This window comes from Ureibacillus massiliensis 4400831 = CIP 108448 = CCUG 49529, from assembly GCF_000772965.1.
GTDB lineage: Bacteria > Bacillota > Bacilli > Bacillales_A > Planococcaceae > Ureibacillus > Ureibacillus massiliensis.
Map to the genome: position 1 here is coordinate 32,930 of NZ_JPVQ01000016.1, position 22,338 is coordinate 55,267.

At 34.8% G+C, this 22,338-nt stretch carries 19 protein-coding genes and 1 riboswitch; of the genes, 16 read left to right on the top strand and 3 right to left on the bottom strand.

All coding sequences use genetic code 11. The features are described from left to right. Positions 1–247: 247 nt before the first annotated feature. From CD30_RS10145 to CD30_RS10195, 11 genes are all read left to right on the top strand, one after another. Positions 248–1,213 (top strand): ABC transporter ATP-binding protein, encoded by a 966-nt coding sequence (locus tag CD30_RS10145; protein WP_036176234.1) that lies wholly within the window; start codon positions 248–250, stop codon positions 1,211–1,213. A gap of 16 nt (positions 1,214–1,229) precedes the next feature. Beyond that, positions 1,230–2,222 (top strand): ABC transporter ATP-binding protein, encoded by a 993-nt coding sequence (locus CD30_RS10150; protein ID WP_036176236.1) that lies wholly within the window; start codon positions 1,230–1,232, stop codon positions 2,220–2,222. Between the two features lie 15 nt (positions 2,223–2,237). Further along, positions 2,238–3,020, top strand: a complete 783-nt coding sequence (locus CD30_RS10155) for an IclR family transcriptional regulator (RefSeq protein ID WP_036176239.1) — start codon at positions 2,238–2,240, stop codon at positions 3,018–3,020. 33 nt (positions 3,021–3,053) lie between these two features. Then, positions 3,054–4,631 carry an ABC transporter substrate-binding protein gene (locus tag CD30_RS10160; protein ID WP_036176242.1) on the top strand — a complete coding sequence of 526 codons (1,578 nt, stop codon included), beginning with the start codon at positions 3,054–3,056 and terminating at the stop codon, positions 4,629–4,631. Between the two features lie 75 nt (positions 4,632–4,706). Continuing rightward, entirely contained in the window at positions 4,707–5,636 is a 930-nt protein-coding gene (gene nikB / locus CD30_RS10165) for a nickel ABC transporter permease (RefSeq protein WP_036176245.1), read from the top strand. Between the two features lie 3 nt (positions 5,637–5,639). Continuing rightward, positions 5,640–6,539: an ABC transporter permease gene (locus CD30_RS10170; RefSeq protein WP_036176248.1), complete on the top strand. Its 900-nt coding sequence runs from the start codon at positions 5,640–5,642 to the stop codon at positions 6,537–6,539. Positions 6,540–6,550: 11 nt separating this feature from the next. Continuing rightward, on the top strand, positions 6,551–9,370 hold the full coding sequence (locus tag CD30_RS10175; protein ID WP_052126139.1) for a M14 family metallopeptidase: 2,820 nt from the start codon (positions 6,551–6,553) through the stop codon (positions 9,368–9,370). An 18-nt stretch (positions 9,371–9,388) separates the two neighbouring features. Next, complete coding sequence (pcp, locus tag CD30_RS10180; RefSeq protein WP_036176251.1) at positions 9,389–10,003, top strand: pyroglutamyl-peptidase I; 615 nt, start codon at positions 9,389–9,391, stop codon at positions 10,001–10,003. A gap of 1 nt (position 10,004) precedes the next feature. Further along, on the top strand, positions 10,005–10,736 hold the full coding sequence (gene pxpB / locus CD30_RS10185; RefSeq protein WP_052126140.1) for a 5-oxoprolinase subunit PxpB: 732 nt from the start codon (positions 10,005–10,007) through the stop codon (positions 10,734–10,736). A gap of 30 nt (positions 10,737–10,766) precedes the next feature. Then, the gene (locus tag CD30_RS10190) at positions 10,767–11,675 is read left to right on the top strand and encodes a 5-oxoprolinase subunit C family protein (RefSeq protein WP_052126141.1); all 909 of its coding nucleotides are present in this window, start codon (positions 10,767–10,769) and stop codon (positions 11,673–11,675) included. Position 11,676: 1 nt separating this feature from the next. Then, positions 11,677–12,441 (top strand): LamB/YcsF family protein, encoded by a 765-nt coding sequence (locus CD30_RS10195; protein ID WP_036176254.1) that lies wholly within the window; start codon positions 11,677–11,679, stop codon positions 12,439–12,441. Positions 12,442–12,765: 324 nt separating this feature from the next. Here the strand turns inward: CD30_RS10195 and CD30_RS10200 are convergent, their stop codons facing one another. Then, complete coding sequence (locus tag CD30_RS10200) at positions 12,766–13,803, bottom strand: PTS transporter subunit IIC (protein ID WP_036176257.1); 1,038 nt, start codon at positions 13,801–13,803, stop codon at positions 12,766–12,768. A 257-nt stretch (positions 13,804–14,060) separates the two neighbouring features. On the opposite strand from CD30_RS10200, the gene CD30_RS19485 reads away from it, so the two are divergent. Beyond that, the gene (locus CD30_RS19485) at positions 14,061–14,609 is read left to right on the top strand and encodes a YusW family protein (RefSeq protein ID WP_052126142.1); all 549 of its coding nucleotides are present in this window, start codon (positions 14,061–14,063) and stop codon (positions 14,607–14,609) included. A gap of 47 nt (positions 14,610–14,656) precedes the next feature. Here CD30_RS19485 and guaD read toward each other — a convergent pair whose 3' ends face one another. Continuing rightward, positions 14,657–16,018, bottom strand: coding sequence for a guanine deaminase (guaD, locus tag CD30_RS10210; RefSeq protein ID WP_036176260.1), 1,362 nt, complete (start codon positions 16,016–16,018; stop codon positions 14,657–14,659). A gap of 371 nt (positions 16,019–16,389) precedes the next feature. Between guaD and CD30_RS10215 the strand changes: the two genes are divergently transcribed. Continuing rightward, positions 16,390–17,556 carry an endonuclease Q family protein gene (locus tag CD30_RS10215; protein WP_036176263.1) on the top strand — a complete coding sequence of 389 codons (1,167 nt, stop codon included), beginning with the start codon at positions 16,390–16,392 and terminating at the stop codon, positions 17,554–17,556. 172 nt (positions 17,557–17,728) lie between these two features. Here CD30_RS10215 and CD30_RS10220 read toward each other — a convergent pair whose 3' ends face one another. Continuing rightward, positions 17,729–18,475, bottom strand: coding sequence for an alpha/beta hydrolase (locus CD30_RS10220; RefSeq protein WP_036176266.1), 747 nt, complete (start codon positions 18,473–18,475; stop codon positions 17,729–17,731). A gap of 196 nt (positions 18,476–18,671) precedes the next feature. Here CD30_RS10220 and CD30_RS10225 point away from each other — a divergent pair, with 196 nt between their 5' ends. The 3 genes from CD30_RS10225 (at position 18,672) to hemG (ending at position 22,128) form a co-directional block, all read left to right on the top strand. Then, entirely contained in the window at positions 18,672–19,565 is an 894-nt protein-coding gene (locus tag CD30_RS10225) for a LysR family transcriptional regulator (RefSeq protein ID WP_036176269.1), read from the top strand. Positions 19,566–19,620: 55 nt separating this feature from the next. Next, positions 19,621–20,496, top strand: a complete 876-nt coding sequence (locus CD30_RS10230; RefSeq protein WP_052126143.1) for a tetratricopeptide repeat protein — start codon at positions 19,621–19,623, stop codon at positions 20,494–20,496. Between the two features lie 243 nt (positions 20,497–20,739). Continuing rightward, positions 20,740–22,128: a protoporphyrinogen oxidase gene (gene hemG, locus CD30_RS10235; protein WP_036176272.1), complete on the top strand. Its 1,389-nt coding sequence runs from the start codon at positions 20,740–20,742 to the stop codon at positions 22,126–22,128. A gap of 78 nt (positions 22,129–22,206) precedes the next feature. Continuing rightward, positions 22,207–22,304: riboswitch (SAM riboswitch) on the top strand. Positions 22,305–22,338: the final 34 nt, after the last annotated feature.

Consider the following 22,338-nt stretch of genomic DNA (forward strand, 5'->3'; position numbering starts at 1 on the left):
CAACTACTTATCTGAAATTTTATAATATTATAACAATCTTAACATTAGATTAATATCATCTCTTTTTGGCATTGAAATTGTTAGATAATTGAGAATAAAATAAAAACAATAAAGATTTCAAAATTTGAACTCTTGATTTCACAAAATGAAATTATTAAATGGTGTATGTAATGTGTATTGAAATCTACATACTCAAAATATTTTTTCACAGTATTAGGTTAAAAAACTAAAAAGGGAGTGAATTCCATTGGCCGAAAGCGTATTAGAAGTAAAGGATTTAAAACTTGGAATCCGGGACGGGAAACGGCAAATTCCAATTGTAAACGGAGTAACCTTCGATTTGAAAAAGGGCGAAACGTTGGGGATTGTTGGTGAGTCTGGCTGCGGAAAAAGTTTGACGTCATTATCGTTGATGGGTTTACTGCCACCAGGTATCGAGTATCAAAATGGAAACATTGAAATAAGAAATCAAAACATGGTGGGTGTCAAAGATAAGGTTTGGAGATCTGTTCGAGGTAAGAAGGTATCAATGATTTTCCAAGAACCGATGACCTCCTTAAATCCCGTTTTTACAATCGGGGATCAAATTGTCGAAATGATTCTAAGCCATAACAAGATGAAAAAAGCAGAAGCAAAAAGTCATGCAATACATATGTTGAAAACCCTTGGAATTCCGAGAGCTGAGGAAGTGTTTAATGAATATCCTCACCAATTATCAGGAGGTATGAGACAAAGGGTTATGATTGCAATTGCACTATCCTGCAACCCCGAAATTTTAATAGCAGACGAGCCTACAACTGCATTAGACGTAACAATTCAAGCGCAAATACTTGAACTAATGAAAAAGCTTCAGAAGCAAATGGATATGTCGATTGTACTTATTACTCACGATTTAGGCGTTGTAGCTGAAATGTGCGACAGAGTCATTGTAATGTATGCTGGTGAAGTTGTAGAGGAATCAACAGTAGTAGAGTTATTTGATAATCCGAAACACCCATATACGAAAGGGTTACTTGCTTCACTACCAAAAATAGAAGAACAAAAAGAGTTTTTATCATCTATCAAAGGAGTTGTACCAACTGCTGCAAATATGCCATCTGGCTGCCGATTTGCACCACGTTGTCAATTTAGAACAGAAAAATGTGATGAAAAACCATTGCTAAAAATGATTAATGATCAGTCTCAAGTGCAGTGCTGGCTTTACTCTGATTAAAGATGGAGGTGATCTTGTGGAGGCAGTAGCAGTAAAAGAAAAAGAAACATTATTGAAGGTTGAAAATCTCTCAAAACATTTTATCGTCAAAAAGGGATTTGGAAAAAACAACGTTCAAAGAATTAAAGCAGTCGATAACGTATCCTTTGAAGTGAAAAAAGGCGAAATTTTCGGGATAGTTGGAGAATCAGGGTGTGGTAAAAGTACTACTGGGCGTACTATTCTTCGATTATTAGAACCTACCTCAGGAAAGATAGAGTTTGAGGGTAAAGATATTTCAACTCTTAGCGGCAAAGAGATGCGCCAAGCAAGAAGAGATATGCAAATCGTCTTCCAAGACCCATTTGCCTCATTAAATCCGCGGATGAAGATTTTTAACGTAATCGAAGAACCTTTAATCAACTTCGGAGTAAAGGATGCTAACGAAAGAAAAAAGAGAGTATATGAAGTTGCCGAACAAGTTGGACTTACAATAGCACAGTTAGAACGTTTGCCACACGAATTTTCAGGTGGACAGAGACAAAGAATTGGCATTGCGAGAGCGCTTGTTTCACGTCCAAAGTTAATTATTGCAGATGAACCAGTATCGGCACTTGATGTTTCCATTCAATCACAAGTATTGAATCTAATGAGAAAACTGCAAAAAGAAATGGACCTAACATACATTTTTATCTCACATGACTTAAATGTTGTGCATCATTTCTGCGATCGAATTGGTGTAATGTATTTGGGGAAAATGGTTGAAATAGCTGATAAGGATGAACTATTTAAAAATCCATTACATCCTTATTCAAAAGCTTTATTCTCTGCTTTACCAAAATCACACCCTTTAGAGAAGAAAGAGAGAATTGTGCTCCAAGGGGATGTACCTAGTCCAGGTAATCCTCCAAGTGGTTGTATGTTCCACACGAGATGCTTTGCTTGTATGGAACAATGTAAGACCGAAATTCCAGTTTTGACAGCTAGAAATTCTCAACATAAAGTATCTTGTCATCTTTATCCTGAATGAGAAAAGAGGTAACCGATGAGTAAGACGTTAGAAAAGGGAATTCAGTTATTTGAGCTTTTTACGAGTGATAAACCTATTTGGTCTATGGATGAAATTTCGGAGTATACAAAAATACCAAAACCTACAGTTTATAGACTATTAAAAATATTCGTAGATAATGAGTTTTTACAAAAAACTACCGCCGAAAATGGTGAAGGATACCGTTTTTCCTTAGGATTGAAGTTTTTAGAACTGGGAAGTGTTGTTCTTTCGACATTCGACATTCGAAAAATTGCTTTACCACCTATGAGAGAATTACAACAAAAGTTTAATGAGGCAGTACAGCTTTCTTATAAAGATGGTGAAGAGGGACTATATATCGAAAAAGTCGAAAGTACAAAGCCAGTTCGATTATACACACGTGTTGGAAGAAAGGCGCCTCTCTATGCTGGGGCATGTATGAGAACAATTTTAGCATTCCAGCCACAAGAGGAAATTGACTATATTATTTCTAAAAATTTAAATCAAATCGCAAGTGGAACTCCACAATCGAAAGACAATGTATTACAGTTGCTTGTTCAATGTAGAACAGAAGGTTATTCATATAGTATTTCTGAATTAGAAGAAGGAACCTTTTCTATTGCAGTTCCAATTTTTAATCATGAGGGACAAGTAAAATACTCTTTAAGTATTGCAGGAATCGCTACTTCATTTTCTCAACAGCAAATAAAAGAATTTGTTACTGAGCTTTGGAATGTTGCAGCAGAAATTTCAGTAGGTATCGGTTATAAAGAACCATATCCTTATGGGCTTTTATAAATAACAACAGATAAAACAGTAGGGGGATATAAAATGAAAAAGATGAAGCATTGGCTATTACTTTGTGTTGTATCAGTAGTGTTAGTATTAACTGCATGCTCTGGCGGTGATTCAAGTTCACAAGACGAAAGTGCAGAAGCAAACAAAGAAAACCCGGCAGCAAATAGAGGAAACGAAATCGTTATTGGTATTCCTAGTGAACCACAAAACTGGGACCCAATTGATACATTTTTATTAGATTGGAGTACTGTAGCTACTTCTGTTTTTGAAGGCTTAATTGATCGAGATGTTGACTTAGAGTTACAACCAGGATTAGCAGAATCTTGGGAGTACCTTGATGACAAAACACTTCAGTTCAAACTTCGTCAAGGTGTAACTTTCCATAACGGTGAGCCGTTCAATGCTGACGCTGTTAAATTTACATTTGACCGTTTATTAGGTGAACAAGGACAAGCCGGTCCACAGTATTCGAATTACAATTCAATTGATTCAGTTGAAGTTAATGATGAGTATACTGTTACTTTCCACTTAAACACTGTAGATCCAGTATTATTAACAAAATTAGCTAGTTATGGTGCGGTAATCGTTCCACCTCAATATATTCAAGAAAATGGTGAGGAACATTTTGATAATAACCCTGTAGGTACAGGTCCTTTCAAAATGACTGGTTATAAAAGAGATCAAGAAATCGTGTTAGAGAAAAACGAGGACTATTGGAAAGAAGGATTACCGAAATTAGACAAGGTTACGTTTAAAGTAATCCCAGAAGCATCAACTCGTTTAGCTGAACTACAAACAGGTACGATCGACATTATGAAAAGAGTTGAAGTAGCTCAAGTAGAAACAGTTAATTCAACTAATTATTTAAACTTATTGGAAGTACCAACACCCACTGCGTTTGCCTTACGTTTTGATACTGCAGTTAAACCTTTAGATGATGTAAGAGTGCGTCAAGCAATTAACTATGCAATTGACCGTGACGCTTTAATCGAAGAAATTTTAAGTGGTTATGGAGTTCCGATTGCAACGTTCCAAAGTGAATTATCATTTGGGTATAATCCAGATCTAAAACCATATCCATATGATCCAGAAAAAGCAAAACAATTACTTGAAGAAGCGGGTGTGGAAGAAGGTACAACAATTGATGTAGTCATTCCTGGTAATGATGGTAACTTCAAAGAAATTACACAAGCTGTTGCCTTTTACTTAGAACAAGTCGGTATTAAATTAAATATCCAAACAGCAGATAGTACAACATTAAACTCAGATTTAATTCCAAATGGTAATGCTGGTGGAATGTATCGTCAAGGTTGGGGTGGATGGACTTTAGACTTTGATAACACAGCTTACTTAATGTACCATTCAGGAGAATTCTGGAACCCATCATTTATGGATGAAGATGTAGAACGTTTGTTAGAAGAACAAAGAAATTCAGTTGACCAAGAAGAGCGTGCAGCGATCTTTACAGAATTAACGGAAAAACTATATGAATTAGCTCCAGAGGTTAACTTATACGCGGCTGTGGATTTATATGCTGCAAATGAACGTGTTGTGGATTTCCAACCACCACATGATGACCGTCTACGTTTAGAAGAGGTTAGTGTGCAATAAAGTTTAGTAAAAACTGGAGATAGTATGGTTTTCCATACTATCTCTTTTATTCCATAAAGTAAGGATGTGAAAAGCTTGTTATCTTACATAATTAGAAGAATTTTTCATGCCGTGTTAGTAGTTTTCGCTATTTCAATTATAGTTTTCTTTTCCATTCGCTTAACTGGGGATCCAGTAGCAGTCATGTTCTCAGCGGGTGAACCAACGCAGGAAGCAATCGATCAATTAACAGAAGAACTAGGATTAGATAAGCCGTTATATGTTCAATATGGTGTATTTATGAAAGGCCTTTTAACATTTGATTTAGGTGAATCATTTAGAAGTGGTATTCCCGTTATGACACTTATATTAGAAAGGGCATGGCCGACATTTGTCTTAGCTTTAGGTGGTATCTTTGTTGCATTATTAATTGCATTCCCTGTTGGAATTATCTCAGCAGTAAAAAGAGATACATTTTTAGACTTTGGTGGAAGAGTATTTTCTTTAATAGGAATTTCATTTCCGAACTTCTGGCTAGGTTTTATGCTTATTCTTATCTTCGCAGTTAATCTGCAATGGTTACCTGCATCTGGTTTCGAAGGCTTTTCATATCTGATTCTACCTTCTATCACACTAGGTTTAATCCTATCAGGTGTATTAGCTAGATTAGTAAGATCCTCCATGTTAGAAGTATTAAATCAGCAATATATTCGAACGGCTAAATCTAAGGGAATTAGTAAATGGAAGGTTATTTTAAAGCATGCATTTAGAAATGCTTTATTACCGACAGTAACATTTATTGGTTTGCAATTCGGAGCGCTTTTAGGTGGTACGGTTATAGTAGAGCAAGTATTTTCTTGGCCAGGTATTGGTCGATTAATCATCGATGCAATTAATCAACGTGACTATCCAGTTGTTCAAGGTGGAATTGTATTTTTAGCACTTGTCATGGTAGTCGTGAACTTATTAGTCGATTTAAGTTATTCACTAATTGACCCTCGTATTAAAGCAGGAAAGGGGAAATAGTAAATGGAACAAACAGTAAAGGTTACAAATGCACCAAAGAAAGCTTCATTTGTTTCAAGGTTCTTTAAGTTCATAAGAACAAATCCAATTGGAGTATTTGGAATGTTGTTAGTTGCGTTAAGCGTTATTTGTGCTGTTTTCGCTCCATGGATTGCACCATATGACCCAACAGAAGCGAGTTTAACAAATCGACTAGACGCACCATCATTTTTAGATGCTACTGGGGAATCTACCTATCTTTTAGGTGGCGACCAACTAGGTAGGGATCTATTAAGCAGAATTATATACGGAGCCCAAATTTCTTTAATAGTAGGGATTGCTGGTGTATTCATTTCATTAGTCATTGGAACAATTATGGGATTAATTTCAGGATATTTTGGTAAATGGTTAGATGATTTAATCATGCGAGTTGCCGATATCCAGTTGGCATTCCCATTTATCTTATTCGCTATTGTTATTATGAGTGTTCTTGGTACTGGTATATGGAAAATTGTTATTATTTTAGGACTCACATATTGGGTTGGATTTGCGAGATTAATAAGGGGACAAGTGATTTCCCTTAAAGAACAAGAATTTGTTCAGGCTGCTAAAGCAATAGGCGGATCCCATAGAAGAATTATTTTTAAACATATATTACCGAACGTACTATCATCAATATTAGTTTTAAGTACAACGTATATTGCGGAATTTATTTTACTTGAAGCTTCACTTACATTCCTTGGTTTAGGGGTAGATCCTACAATTCCATCATGGGGTGGTATGTTAGCAGATAGTCGAAACTACATTACAACAGCTTGGTGGACGACTGTATTCCCAGGGTTTGCAATTATGCTAACAGTATTAGGATTTAATTTATTAGGAGATTGGCTAAGAGATCGATTTGATCCAAACTTAAAAGCGTAGGTGATAAAGTGATGGAAGATTTATGGACTTTGGATGGATTATTAGTAGACAAAAATGATGATGGTATACCAGATGGCGTTTCGTTATATATTGACCTCCCAGAAAATCTTTATCCTATAGGGCTTTTTGATTTTCTAGCTAGGGCGGGCTTAGAAACAACAGCTTTATCTTTTAATTTTTTTGAGAAGCACAATCAAAAGGTCACGTTAACATTCGAAAAAAGTAATCATTCTGAAATAACTTTTGAATCAGAAATTCTATCGATTTATTACCAATCTGAAGAAGATTTGTCGAATCAACTGCGTCATATTAGTCAGCTAGGCTTAAAAATGAGTGATTCAGAAGAATCAAAAGAAAGACCAATGATTAGGGGAGTAAGTGATATTTGGACTCTAGCAGGTTTTGGTCAATATCAAGAAGCAAGTCCAATACATCCCTTAAGTGTGAATATTGACAGCAAACTGGATTGGAACAAATCGTTATTTCTAGCGGTATGTCAGTTGGTTGCCCGGTTAGGATTAGTGAGTACAACGATAAAGTTCCCACTAACTAATAATGAAATGGCAGATATTCAATTTGTCATAGAAGAAAATGGTCAGAGCTCTATTAAAGTACTAGAAGAAAATATTATAAAAGTTAATGGTTCTAAAGAAGAATGTGCACAGCTAATAGATTGGTTATCAAATGAAAAGGCCTGGAAGGAAGATGGGGTTTTAGGTAGCTGGGAAAGACCATTCCTTTATGCACATTTAACAAATGAAAATGTCATTTTAATCGAAGAAAATTGGCAAGATCAGTCGGAAGTCGATATTGCGGAAGAACATATTAAAATGCTTTCAGAAGAAGAAAAAGAAAACGTTGTTATTTATTTATCAGAGCCATTATCTAATAGAACCTGTCTAAAAGAAAAATGGGAAAAGAACTATGGAATTCAAAATTTAGTGGTTCGGTCTTCATTTAAGCCTGCCTTCCATTGGTTAAAAGAAGAAATCATTGAAAAAATACCTCAAAATACGAAGCAAGTTGTTATTAAAGTAAAAGAACATGACGTTGAAGGAAGTCTAGAATTACCAATTCGATGGATTCAAGAAATCTATCCCATTGATTTAATTATTGAAAAAGCAACATCTATACATTCGGATAATGTCATTTTTGAACTAAATAAAGACCAGCAACATACATATGAAGTATTTGCTGTACTAAATAATGAAGAATGTGTGTTTATTGATTATTTAGATGTTGTATATAGCAAAGTTCCATATGTAGATGGTGAAAAATTTGCAACGCCAACAACCAGCTGTATCGTTTGTGGCGAAGAGCAAAATAAAGTGATTACAATACCAACAGATAGAGAGAGATTTTATAACTATTATTTAGAAGCTTTTTTACCAAAATTAGTAGAAACTATTGGTGATATTAAGGATGGAATGGGTTATACGGAACCATTATTTAGTGGACTCCAAGTAGAAGTTTGGATGAGTGAAGAAGAAGAAAAGCTGGGTGTAGATGAAGAAAGAACATCATCACTAGAAGCACTTTATGAAGATATATACTTTAATACGTTAGATTATTTTGACCATCTCGGTAATAAGCAAGCGGGTAAACCATATACAGCACTTGGTGCAGTAATACCTGTCATGCATGTTGAGCAAGGAACTAAACCTAGAGCAAACGTAAAAGTAACCAAATGGAATAACCATCGTAAGAAGGAAGTTCAAACAAAAGAGCTATTCTTTAATGATGGTAAACCATCAAAAGTACAGATTGCAGTCAACAACGAAACATCTATGTATGATGTTGATGAGTTACAGCTAGAGTGGGAAAAGATAAAAAAAGCCGAGAGTAATATTGGAGAAAATTTATTTATCGATTATTCGTTTAGAGGATTACCGATTGATTCTATTGAAAAATATTTACCTACAGGTGAGCAATTTGAGTCACCTATAAAAATGACATTATTTAAACCAACAGTGTTAATCGAAGCAATGCATCATCCAAATGAAGTATCAAGCAATCCAGCAGTTCTTAAATTATTGGAGGAGCTTGATTCAAACACGAATTTACTAAAACAGTTGAATGTTGTAACAATCCCGATGGCAAATCCAGATGGATATAGTCTATTAATGCGACTAACGAAGGAACATCCAGAATGGAAACATCACGCTGCAAGATACAATTCTCTTGGTTTTGAGTATGCACATACAAGATATTTAGATACTATTTTTGGCGAATCAAATGTCTTACCAGAATTAATGAAGCGCTGGGCACCAGATGTTGTCGTTGATAACCATGGTATACCGGGACATGAATGGATTCAACCATTTGCAGGTTATAATAGTCCTCCTAGATTCCCAGTTTCATATTTTATCCCAAGTGCAAAAATTTACGGACTCGGAAGATATTCCTTCGATACACAGACGGAACTAGCTCGAAATAATCTAGATAAAATTGTAAGTGATATGAATGAAATATATCGTTCTACGAATATACCGAAACAAAATGAGTATTGGAGAAATCGTTTTACAAAATATGGCCATCAATGGTTACCGAATGTGTTTCCTTTGGAAGTTCACGGCAATATAAACTTCTATAAATCTATAGAAGTTACACCTACATATTCATCTGTTAGTATATTACGTTATCCTAATTGGGTAGCCGCCGATATTATCTCGGAAGCAGCAGATGAAGTAGTATATGGTGATGTGCTAGAAGAATGTATTGATGCGCAATATTTATTTAATTTGTCAATTATTCAAACGGTTGCCAAAACAAAGGTCAAAGTGAACAGAAACGGAAATACGATTTATAGAGAAAGACCATTAAGAATATAGCCTAAAGAGGTGAACAAGATGAAAAAAATATTGTTAACTGGCTTTGAACCATTTTTAGATTATAAAGTAAATCCAACGATGAAAATTGTAGAAGAATTAAATGGAAATAGCATAAATGGTCATGAAATTGTAGGCTGGATACTACCTGTGGATTTTGAACAGTCAGCAAAACTTTTACTAGAGAAGATAGATGAAGTAAACCCAGATGTTGTTGTTTCATTGGGGCTTGCTGGTGGAAGATATAAAATCACACCTGAAAGAATCGCTGTAAATGTAAAAGATGGCGATGCAGATAACAACAACCATGCACCGCAAGATGAATTCATTGAAGAAGCTGGGGATACAGCTTATATTCCTACGATTCCTGTTCGCAAAATAACAAATCGCTTAATTGAAGAAGGTTACCCTGCTGAAATTTCTAACACAGCTGGTACTTATTTATGTAACAATGTCATGTATAGTGCACTTCATCATGCAAAGGTAAATAAATTAAGTTATAAATCTGGTTTTATCCATATTCCAGCATCACACGAATTAGCTATTCAACACGGGAAAATACCTAGCTGGTCCCATTCAGATTTGATGCGTGCTGTTGAAATTAGTCTTGAAGTGATTACTGATGAGGTGAACTAGTTTGTTCCCATCCGTTATTATTCAAGACAAGAAAATCGCTTCATTTATTTTTGGACAAGAGATAGATGAAGAAACTTTTCAGCATGTAGAAGCTTTTGATCAGTTTATAAATATTAAATATAAAAAACTTATAGTGGAAACCGTTCCTACTTATCATATGGTAACGGTTTTCTTTAACAAAGAAATCGCTCAAGATCAATCATTACTTACAGACATTATTTACAAATGGAAGAAATTTGAAATTCAGTTGCAATCGTCTAAAAGTAGAAGGGTAACAATACCTGTATGCTATGATGCACTATTTGCTTTAGACCTCGAAAGAGTAGCGGAAGAATTGAATCTAACGACTGAACAAGTTATTAAAAAGCATAGTGAACCAACATATAAAGTCTATTTAATCGGGTTTTTACCGGGTTTTCCGTACTTAGGTGGTTTAAATAAAGAACTATTTGTTCCTAGATTAGATAAACCGAGGAAATCCGTTGAAAAAGGAAGTGTGGGAATTGGCGGAAGACAGACAGGTATTTACCCCGTAACGTCACCAGGTGGTTGGAACATTATCGGAAAAACCCCTATCGACCTATTTGATGTGAATCGAAACCCTGCTTTTTTACTCCAACCAGGAGATCAAATTACATTTAAAAGTATATCAATCGATGATTTCTATAATGTTAAAGAAAATGTTGAAAAAAACCCTCAATATATATTGAATTTGATAGATACAAAAATTTAGCAAATGGTTGGCTAGAAAGTGGAGATAAACATGAAACAATTGCTTAAAGTGGTCAAGAAAGGAGTTTTTAGTTCACTTCAGGATAATGGTCGATATCGATATAGAAGATTTGGAATCCCAACAGCAGGCCCTATGGATCAATTATCTTTCGAGTTGGGTAAAAAAATTTTAGGTAATAAGGAAAATTCTACAGCTTTAGAGATTTTTTACGGTGGAGTAAGTTTTTTGTCCTTAGCAAAACACGAATATGTATTAGTTGGAGCGGACATGAAGGCAACGGTAAACGGAAAGCCAGTTGAACCTTGGAAAACCTTCATTTTGAATGTTGACGACCTTTTAGAATTAAATGTGTCTACTGAAGGATCAATCGCGTATCTAATGGCGCTTGGAGGTTTTAATACAAACTCTGTTCTAAATAGTACCTCAACATATTTGAAAGCAAATTTAGGTACAGTTATTAAAAAGGATACGATTCTCTATGGAAAAAGTGACCTACCAGATGTTTTAAAATATAGAACAGGTTTATATAAATCATTTATTCCTAATATATCAGATTGCGTAAAAGTAAGAGTTACCCCTAGTTATCATCTCTCGTATTTTATAGAAGAAGATGTAGACCATTTCTTTCAAAGTGAATATCAGTTAACGAATGGAGACCGTATGGGGTACTACCTTCAAGGACCTTTAATGAGGATGAAAGTAAAAAAAGAATTACTGTCTGAACCAACAATGTTTGGCACAATTCAAATACCACCCAATGGACAACCAATTATTTTAATGGCTGATGCTCAAACGGTAGGAGGATATCCAACTGTCGGAAAAGTGGTAGAAGAGGATTTATGGAAAGTGGCACAATTGCGTTACGGTAATCGAATTTCATTTGAATACCAGCCTATAAGAAATACTACTGATTCAGTAAGATTCGAAAAGGATGAATAAAATGGAAAATCAATTATATATTGACTTAAATAGTGATTTAGGTGAAAGTTTCGGTCATTACAAAATCGGTAATGATGAAGAAATCATGAAATATGTTTCATCTGTAAATATTGCGTGTGGATTTCATGCTGGTGATCCAACTACTATAAAAAACACTGTAAATAAAGCATTAGAAGCTGGTGTTGCCATTGGTGCTCACCCAGGATTTCCCGATTTACAAGGATTCGGTAGAAGAAATATGCATATTAATCCAGAGGAAATATACGATTTAACTTTATATCAAATAGGTGCATTGAATGCTTTTGTTAAAGCGAGTGGAGGAAAGCTTCACCACGTTAAGCCACATGGAGCGCTTTATAACATGGCAGCAAAAGATGAACAATATTCAAAAGCAATTGTTGAAGCTGTTTTAAATATAGATGAAGATTTAATTCTTTACGGCTTGTCAGGAAGTCAACTAACAGCAGTTGCAAAACGATATGGTTTAAGATGCGCAAATGAGGCGTTTGTTGATCGTACATATAATCGAAGTGGACAATTAACACCGAGGACGGAACTAAATTCATTAATTAAGACTGAAGAAGAGGCATTAAATCAGGTTTTAAAAATGATTCATGAGAAAAAAGTTATTGCCACAACTGGAGAAGAGGTATCGATAGAAGTCGATACATTATGTATTCACGGTGACGGCATAAAAGCAGTAGAATTTGCGCAAAAAGTAAATAATACATTAAAACAAAACAATATTATCATACAGGCATTATAAAAATATTTTATACGAGAATAACCCTTGCAAATATAATGCAAGGGTTTAGTTTTAGCCTATACTTCTTTGCTCTGGAGGAGTTAAGTGCTCATATGAATTAAGTAAGTGCCCCAAATAGTTACCTATGTGATCAAAATAAATTTATGTGATTCAAAGCATGTTACTCCGCTCAAAAGGGCTAATAAGTGCCTAAACAATCTACTAAGTGCCCCAAACAAGTACCTTTATTCCCAAATCATAAATTATTCTATTAAAATAGAAAAACCTTCTAACAGTAATCCTTGTGATACTGTTAGAAGGTTATCCTTCGTCTCTATCATTCTTCTAATCAAAGTCTAATTTATAATCCTCATCCTTAATCATTTTCAACTTCTTCTTGAATATATAAATGAAGAACAAGTTAAGAATAAGAGGTAGAATAAGGAACATGCTCAACATGATGGCTATATTTTGTGCAGTCCATCCACCTTCAGCTAGATTGATATAATTTAGTGGCCCTACAAGACCAGATAAACCAAAACCAGCACTGTATGGAGTTCCTTGTACATTTAATAACCCTGCTAGAGCACCAAGTATAGCTGCCGAAATAAGCATTGGAAAGGCCATTTTAGGCTTCATAAAGAAGTTGCGCATTTGAATTTTTGGTGACCCTAACACATGAGCTAAAGCTGTTCCAAGAGCATTTGCTTTCATGCTAGCTAAGAATAGCCCCATACCAACGGCAACAATTCCAATATTTGCAGCACCTGAACCAATTCCAGATAACATAATAACAGTTGCAACCCCCACAGTTGATAGAGGAGACATAATTAATATGCCGAATATAACCGCTAGTAAAGCGCCCATTAATAATGGCTGTAAAGTTGTTAAGAAAGCAACTCCATCACCAATATAATTTGCTCCATTTTTTACATACGGTAAAATGGTATAACCAATCATACCTGGAATTAATACTGAAAGCATTGGAATAAGTAAAATGGAGTAAGCTTTTAAACCTTCCCCTACAAGCTTTACAAACAATACAGCTAAGGCAGCTGTAATACCTGCATTTAAAGTTACACCGATGCCGTTCAATGTAAAAGCTCCTTCAGCCGTTTTAAGAATTGCACCACTACCAACGACAGTGGCAATTCCAACACTAGCTGTTTGGATAGGTGTTAATTTAAACTGCATTCCAACTAACACCCCAGTTAAAACTGGTAACATACTCATGACAATAACAGTTGCATCAAGCAATCCTTGGAATACAGGTGCATGTGGAATAATCAATTTTAATATTTCACCAAGTAATGCATTCGGAATAAGTGCAACTACAATAGCAATACTCATACCGTTTAATAGTTTACTAAAAAAGTCCTTCATTTCTATTTCCTCAAATCTATTGTTGTATTTTATTAACTTAGTAAAGTAATTATAAAGTGATTTATTTTCAGAATCAACAAAAAATTTAATGATTCAACGCGTTAAATCGACGAATGATGCTATTGTCGTATATTATTTCAAGTAATTTTATTTTTTTTAGGAAATTTGTACTTTTCATTAAAAAACATTTAAAAGGATAAAATTTAAACTTATGGGGAAAATATGAGAGATTAACATGTATTAAAGGAGTGGCTAAAATGAAGAAATTTAAGTTAATACTCTCAGTACCGTTTTTGTGTATTTTACTGTTGGGGTGCAATACGGAAGAACAAGAGACAAATACGACGATAAATACTGAGCCTAATGTAGCTGATGATGAGGAAACTGGTAATAGAGCTTTAGAGGATCAAGATAATCAAGATGAAGATAATACAAATCAAGCTCAAGGGAATACAAATGCAAATAATGGAGGTGGAGAAGGGGATAAGCCCTATCTTTTTACTGATTTTGATTTAGACGTTGATTATGCAAATGATATTTCCTATGAAGCTGACTATGAGATAAATCAAAATGAGGTTAAAGCAGAAATTGAGGATGAAATAAATAACATAGTACAAACTGGTGAAGAAGCAAAAACGACTTTAGAGGAGTATTTTGAGCAGTTAAGTTTCAATGAGCATTCCAAAGACGAAGAAGTTGCTGGTCAGGTGATTGCAGCCTTCAGATTACCGGAGGACTACGTTTCTGTAGAGTTAGAAGTACGCTATGATTCAGGAACTGTGAAGGAATATAAATTTACAAAATAAAGTGAAAAATGTCCCCAAATAGTCTGCACTATTGGGACATTTCTTTTTTAATTACGTTTATGAACTAAGTTTCCTTGTACCCAAACCTCACGAATATTTTCAGGTCTAGAGAGATACATAATTTTTTCAAACACTTCATCTAATCGCTCATTAAATAGTGGGAGCTTTGCAGAAGGGATTAATGTATCGATGATTTGAACATCCCATGCGAAGTTTTCTTCAATTTTCCCAATAGGAAGGCTTAGAGCATCCCCACCTCCCGCTGTTGCTAGATAGAAGGCTTCATTCATCGTGATTCTGGAAGAAGGAACTCCTCTAGTTTCTTTAGGAAGCTTTGGATCAACTCCTTCTTCTAACATTCTAGAAGAAATGACGGCTTGCCTTGCATTATCAAAAAGACTTGGAGAAAAACCGCCTGAAATATCTGTTCCAAGCCCTATATCCACACCTTTTGAATGCAGGTGAGCCACAGGTAACACACCGTTAGAAAAGAAGACATTAGATATCGGACAATGACTAATAGCTGTTCCGGTTTCAGCAAATAGTTCAGCATCGTCATCAGCAAGGAATGTACAATGAGCCATGATGGATTTATCTTGTAATAGACCAAAATCATTTAATGCAAAGGCATCATGTTTATTAAATCTGTCAATAACATACTCGTGCTCCCAATCACTTTCACTGCAATGAGATTGAATATGTGTATCATATTTTGCTGCTAATCTCCCTAATCCTTCTAAAGCTTCGTCTGTACAGCTTGGAATAAAGCGAGGAGTAACAACTGGGTAAACTCCTTGTTTTGTTGATTTGGCTAAATCCTTCACAGCTATAATAAATTCTTCTGTTTCTTTTAAAGCAGTTTCAGTATCTTTATCTCGATAATCAGGAGGGCATTGGTCCACGTTATCCATCACAACTTTACCGACAAGCCCTCTTTGACCTTGTTTAGCACATATTTCAGCTAATAAAATACTTGCTTCTTTATGTACTGTCGCAAAATATAAAACAGTTGTCGTTCCATTAGCAAGTAATGTTCGAACTAAATCATCATAAACCTTTTCTGCGAATTCGATGTCTGAAAACTTGGACTCAATCGGGAAGGTATACGTATTTAACCAATCATAAAGCGGAAGGTCAAGCGCGGTTCCTGATTGAGCCCATTGAGGAGCATGTACGTGTAAGTCGACAAAACCAGGCAATAAATATTGTCCTTTTTCTAATCGATGGAAGCTATCCTTAAACTCATATTGTTTTATAATTTCTTCATATTCAGCACTTTCAGGTGATACTAATTTTTCTATCATTCCATCTTCATTAATACAGAATAGATAATCTTTTAAAATTTCTATTTCTTTTGTTGATCTACTTGTGAAAGCAGTTCCTTGAAAAACTAATGCAAACTCCTTCATAGCGTTCATCCTTTTCTATATGAATTTTTAAGACTACACATGATAAGTAAAAAAATGATTCATTGCAATTGAAGACTATATTAAGATGAGGTGTGATAACTACTGGTATAAATCATTTATACATAAAATGGTCATCTTTTCATTGGATTGTGTAAAGAGACCTGACAAGGAAGTTTAGTCTTTACCAAAATAAAGGCGAATGTGTTAAATCTTCTATTCAATAAGTATATAATATTTATTTGATTATTTCGTTTTTTGTGCATCTGGGGTTAAATTTAAACGGTGTTTAAGCTATAAATGAAAAAAAGTGATGTTTTAGGGTACTTTAATTTATATTGCGTTTTACTAAATGAAGGGCGTGACAAATCAACATGAAGCAATATTTCGCTGATTTACATATTCATATCGGTCGGACTGAAACTGGAAAGCCAGTCAAAATTACAGGAAGTAGAAATCTTACATTAAAGAATATTTTAGAGACAGCAAGCTCAAGAAAAGGGCTTGATATGATAGGGATTATCGATTGCCATTCACCGGAAGTCATTGAAGAGATGGAAGCTTTGATTGATAAGGGGGAAATGCAGGAGCTGGACGATGGCGGATTACAGTTTAAAACAACTACGTTAATTCCTGGTTCAGAAATTGAAATTTATGATTCAAATTGCCATGGTCCTATTCATGTGCTTGCCTATTTTCCGACTCTTTCTATCATGGCTGAGTTTTCGAAATGGATGGGGTCCAACTTAAAAAATATTCAGTTGAGTTCCCAAAGAATTTATTGTGATGGCGTTACATTGCAACGAAAAGTAAAAGAACTCGGAGGTATTTTTATTCCTGCCCACGTTTTCACACCATTCAAAAGCTTATATGGAAAAGGTGTAATTAGTAGCTTAACGGAAGTGTTTGATCCATCAATGATTGATGCAATTGAGCTTGGGCTAAGTTCGGATACAGAAATGGTAAACAGAATTAGAGAGTTAGAGCCATTTACATTCGTGACAAATTCAGATGCACATTCCCTTGGTAAGTTGGCAAGAGAATATCAAAAGATTCAATTAGAAAAACCAAGCTTTGAAGAGCTAAAGCTTGCATTATACGAAAATGAAGGACGAATTATTATTGAAAACTATGGGCTAAATCCACTACTTGGTAAATATCATTCAACAGCATGTGCACATTGTGGTGAACCGATTACAAAAGAAATGACCATATGTCCAACTTGTGGAAGTAGTCAGTTTGTAAAGGGCGTTTCGTCACGAATTCAAGAGCTTTCTGATTTATCATATAAAGGGAAAAAACGCCCTAACTATATACATCAGGTACCTCTAGATTTCATCCCTGGTGTTGGACCAAAAACAATCGAACGGTTGTTACACGCTTTTGGAACGGAAATGAATATTCTCCATAATACGTCACTTACTGACCTAGAAGGAATAGTACCTAAAAAAATTGCTCAAACAATTGATCAGGCTAGAAAAGGAGAATTATTTATTGAAGTTGGTGGAGGTGGAGTTTATGGAAGGATAAAACAAAAATAAAACAAGCTACTGTTTAAGACGGGGAATCTTAAACGTAGCTTGTTTATAGGGATGTAATGCCACAAAGGACATTTATTTTATAGCAAATTGGGGAATTTGCTAGGGGATACAATAGTAATATGGCCAAATTTTTTAAATTTTATTATTAATTATTTAAAAAATTTATGAAAAATTACTCATTCCATTTTAAACTTTCGAAGAAACGATACACTTCTTCAAAAACATACTCTTTTTCTTGATCAAGAGTTAAAATGTGGCCAGAATTAATAAAGCTTTTAACTGATTTAATTCGAGATTTTACAGAGTTATATATTAAATCTGCACTTTCGCAGTAATATTCATCATCACGTAGTCCACGTAAAATATGAACGGGTGTCTGAATTGTATCCAATTTTGAACTAGTATCATTGATGATACCTTGTAAATATTCAAGAGATGGCATTTGAACATACTGGGCAACCTTGTCTGGATTGTCATTTTGTTCATCATATGTGCCAGATAATTTTTTATATTTTATCGTATAATCGATGATACGACTTTGTAGGCTATCTACACTTTTAGCTAGTGCAGGTGCACTCATTGCAACGATTGCTTTTGTTGGGCGCTCTTCGCCAAGTCTTAACGAGAAAATTCCTCCAAGAGATACGCCAGCTACAGCAATCTCATCATAACCACGTTGTTTTAGTTCATCATAACCTTCTAAAACACTGTTCCACCACTCAATTGGATCCGTTTTGATAAGTGTTTCAGGATCACCACCATGTCCTTTGTATAATGGTGCATGAACTGTGTAATTACGTTCTGATAAATAACGACCTAATCTTTTAACATCGTTTGTGTTGCCAGTAAAACCATGAAGTAATAGAACAGCGCGATTTCCTGATTCTATTGTAAACGGTTTTGGCGGGATGATTTTCATTTTTATAAGACTCCTTTTAATTCCTAGATGTGACAAAGAAATGAACTATTTGTAAAAGTAGTTGTTTTTTATTTTGAAATTTGATATGCAAACTTGATGTTTAAGCTTATTATAGAGGTAACAATACATAAGTACAATTTATTGTTTTTATTAATATGATTCCAAAAAGTTATTAATCGAAAGAGGTATAAATTTCATGGAAATTCAACAGCTAGAATATTTTAAAGTCGTTGCAGAAATGCAACATATGACACATGCTGCAGAAAGATTGAATATCTCACAGCCAGCCTTGAGTAAGTCAATTTCAAATATAGAGCAAGAGATTGGTGTGCCTCTTTTTGATCGTCAAGGTAGATCAATTAGTTTAAATCGTTATGGAAAGCTTTTTTTAGAAAGTGTGGACAGTATTTTAAATGAGTTTCAAAAAGCAAAAGAAGAAATTGGAGGACTTGTTAAACCGGGATATGGTGTAGTGGCATTAGGCTTTATACATTCATTAGGTATGGAAGTAGTGCCGGAATTATTAGCGCATATACCAGAGAAGTATCCAAATATGAAGTTCACTTTAACGCAAGCTTCCTCCTACAATTTATTAAAATGGCTAGAAGAAGGAAATATTGATTTATGTTTATCTCAAAGAATTCAGTCAAAAATAATTGATATACAATGGGAAGAACTTTGGAATGAAGAATTGTATGTCATAGTTCCGAAAAACCATCGATTTGCCAATCGCGAATCCATTCGTCTTGAGGAAATAAAAGATGAACGATTCATATCCATTAAACCTGGAAATGCTTTAAGAAAAATTGTTGACTATTTTCTCGAACAAGCAGGAGTGACAACAAACACGACATTTGCTGGGGAAGAAATGCATACTGTAGCAGGATTTGTTGGCGCAGGGTTAGGCGTATCATTAATACCTGATATTAAGGGATTAAAGGAATACAATGTGAAAAAAATCCGAGTTAGTGAACCAATTTGCGAAAGAAAGATTGGGATAGCTTGGGTAGGTGGAAGATATTTGTCGCCTGCTGCTACGCAATTTAAAAATTATTTATTGGAATACTTTACTGATCCAACGCAAAAATAGAAATAACCTTTTCAAACCGGATAGATAATTACAGCTTAGTGAAGGTGTGTAGTACTTGTACGCAAATAAGGACGTAATTTTACAACTAATAAAAGATTCTTCGATACAAGTTGATCAACAAGATATAAACGAAATATTAGAACAGCTCGAAATCGCTAATACTGGAGATGTAGAGGCGATGGTCAATATAGCAAAGGCCTATAAAAAATTTAAAAAATATGACGGTTATCTATTTTGGCTACAAAGCGCATCCTCAAAAGGATATCCTGATGCACAATATCTGCTTGCTAATTGCTATATTGATGGGGAGATTATGGAAGAGGACTATGATGAAGCCTTTAAGCTTTATAAAAAAGCAGCCGAAGCAGGACATCCCGATGCAGCTAATAATTTAGCTGATATGTATATGAATGGCGAAGGTATTGAAGTGAATGAAAAAGAAGCGCTTAAGTGGTTTACATTTGCAGCAGAAAAAAATATTCCAGAGGCGATGTTTACGCTAGGTATTTTATATGAGCAAGGAATCGGAGTAGAAATAAATGAACAGCTTGCCTTCGAATATTATTTGCAGTCAGCTGAAAATGGATATGATGAAGCTCAATATCGAATTGGTTCCATTTATTTTGAAGGAATACTTGGAGTTGAAAGAAATATGGCTGTGGCAATCCAGTGGTTTGAAAAAGCAGCCAATCAATATCAAGTGGATGCCTTATTTAATTTAGGGTATATATATGAAAATGGTATAAGTGTAAAGCAAAATGGGAAAAGAGCGATTCAATATTACAATCAAGCAGCACTACTTGGTGATTTCCAATCAATGATTAATATCGCCCATATATATGAACATGGAATTGATGTAAAAAAGGATTTGGAAAAAGCTAAAAAATGGCGCTTAAGGGCAGAAAAACAAATGATTGAGATTGAAAAATAGGGTTGTCCCAGAAGAGAAGTACATTCCATTAATTTTGGAATGTACTTTTTATATAGTAATGCTCGTTTTTGATGGAGGCTTCGTGTTTCGCGGGCGACCGTCATACATTGGGAAATGATTATTTCAATTTTTTAACTTAACAATTAACAACATGTTACGAATTTTGTAAAAGAACAAACAATTATTATTATAGAAAAAGTTTATACTAGAGGTACAAGCGACTGACGCGAAGGAGTTGTGTATATGAAAACGGTGGTTGTTGTTGGCGGAGGTATTACAGGGCTATGTACAATGCACTACTTAACAAAAAAATTGAAAGAAAACAATGAGGAAGCCCGTCTAGTATTGATTGAAAAGAATTCATATCTAGGAGGCAAGATGCATTCCGTTTATGAAAAGGATTACATAATGGAAACAGGTGCTGATTCAATCGTGGCGCGACATCCCGGGGTTCTTGAGCTTATTCAGGAACTTCATTACGAATCAGAGGTTGTATATAACGAAACGGGTATCTCCTATATTCATACAAATAATAAATTACATGCCATCCCAGTAGGTTCTATTTTTGGTATACCGATGGATGAAGCGTCATTAATGGCAAGTACATTAATATCCCCAGAAGGAAAAAAACGTGTATTACAGGATGCTGAAATTCCAAATACAAAGTTCACTAAAGAAAGTTCAATTGGAGAATTTCTAGAGTATTTTTTAGGAGAAGAAATTGTTAGGAAGCAAATAGCACCAGTGCTTGCGGGTGTTTATTCTGGGAACCTTTATGAATTATCGCTTAATTCCACATTACCTTATTTAGTAGATTATAAAAATAATTATGGTAGCATCATGAAAGGTTTTGAAGCAAATCGAGAAAAATATGAAAGAGATGCAAATAGAAAATTTATTTCATTTAAAAAAGGTTTATCGGGATTTATCAATCAACTTGAGGACTCTTTACCTGAAGTAGAATTCATGAAAAATACTGTGACAGAACGTGTTACAAAGAATGGCAATGGATATGAGTTATCTTTTGAAAATGGGGAAAAAATTCAAGCAGATGTAGTAGTTTTAGCATGTCCAAATCAAGTCGTGCGTCAAGTAGTGGCTGATAGTGAAATTAATGAATTATTAAATCAATTTACAGATGCTTCTGCAATTACGATGTACTTAGGATTTGACTTACCTGACTCTATATTACCAGCAGATGGTACGGGATTTATCGTGTCCCACAATAGTGATTTAATATGTAATGCTTCTACTTGGACAAGTAGAAAATGGAAACATACATCTTCAAACGGTAACCTACTCGTGCGACTTTTTTATAAAAGTAGTAACCCAAAATATGAAGAGTTAAAAGGAATGTCTGACGAGGAGTTAACGGAAGTTGCGCTACAAGATATTAAGCTTAGCTTAAACATAGAAGAAACACCAGCTGTAGTGAATATCCGAAAATGGATTGATGCAATGCCAAAATATGATCTTGCCCATAACGAGGCATTACAAAAAGTGCTCACTCAATTCGACGAGAAATTCCCAAACTTATTTATTGCAGGATGCTCTTATTTTGGAGTTGGAATCGGTGCATGTATTGAAAATGGCAAAAAAACAGCTGATAAAATATTCCAAGTAATTAAATAAGAAAAGTCTAAAAAATTTGAATTAACTATTGAAGATTTTTTCATTTTAAGATATGATTCAAACTAATCAAATAAAAAATTCTTATCAAGAGAAGCAGAGGGAACTGGCCCGATGACGCTTCAGCAACCAACAGTTATGTATGGTGCTAAATCCAGCGGTTATCCGGAAGATAAGAAGGAATTCATATAGCTATGTTAAGCCTTCTTTCTA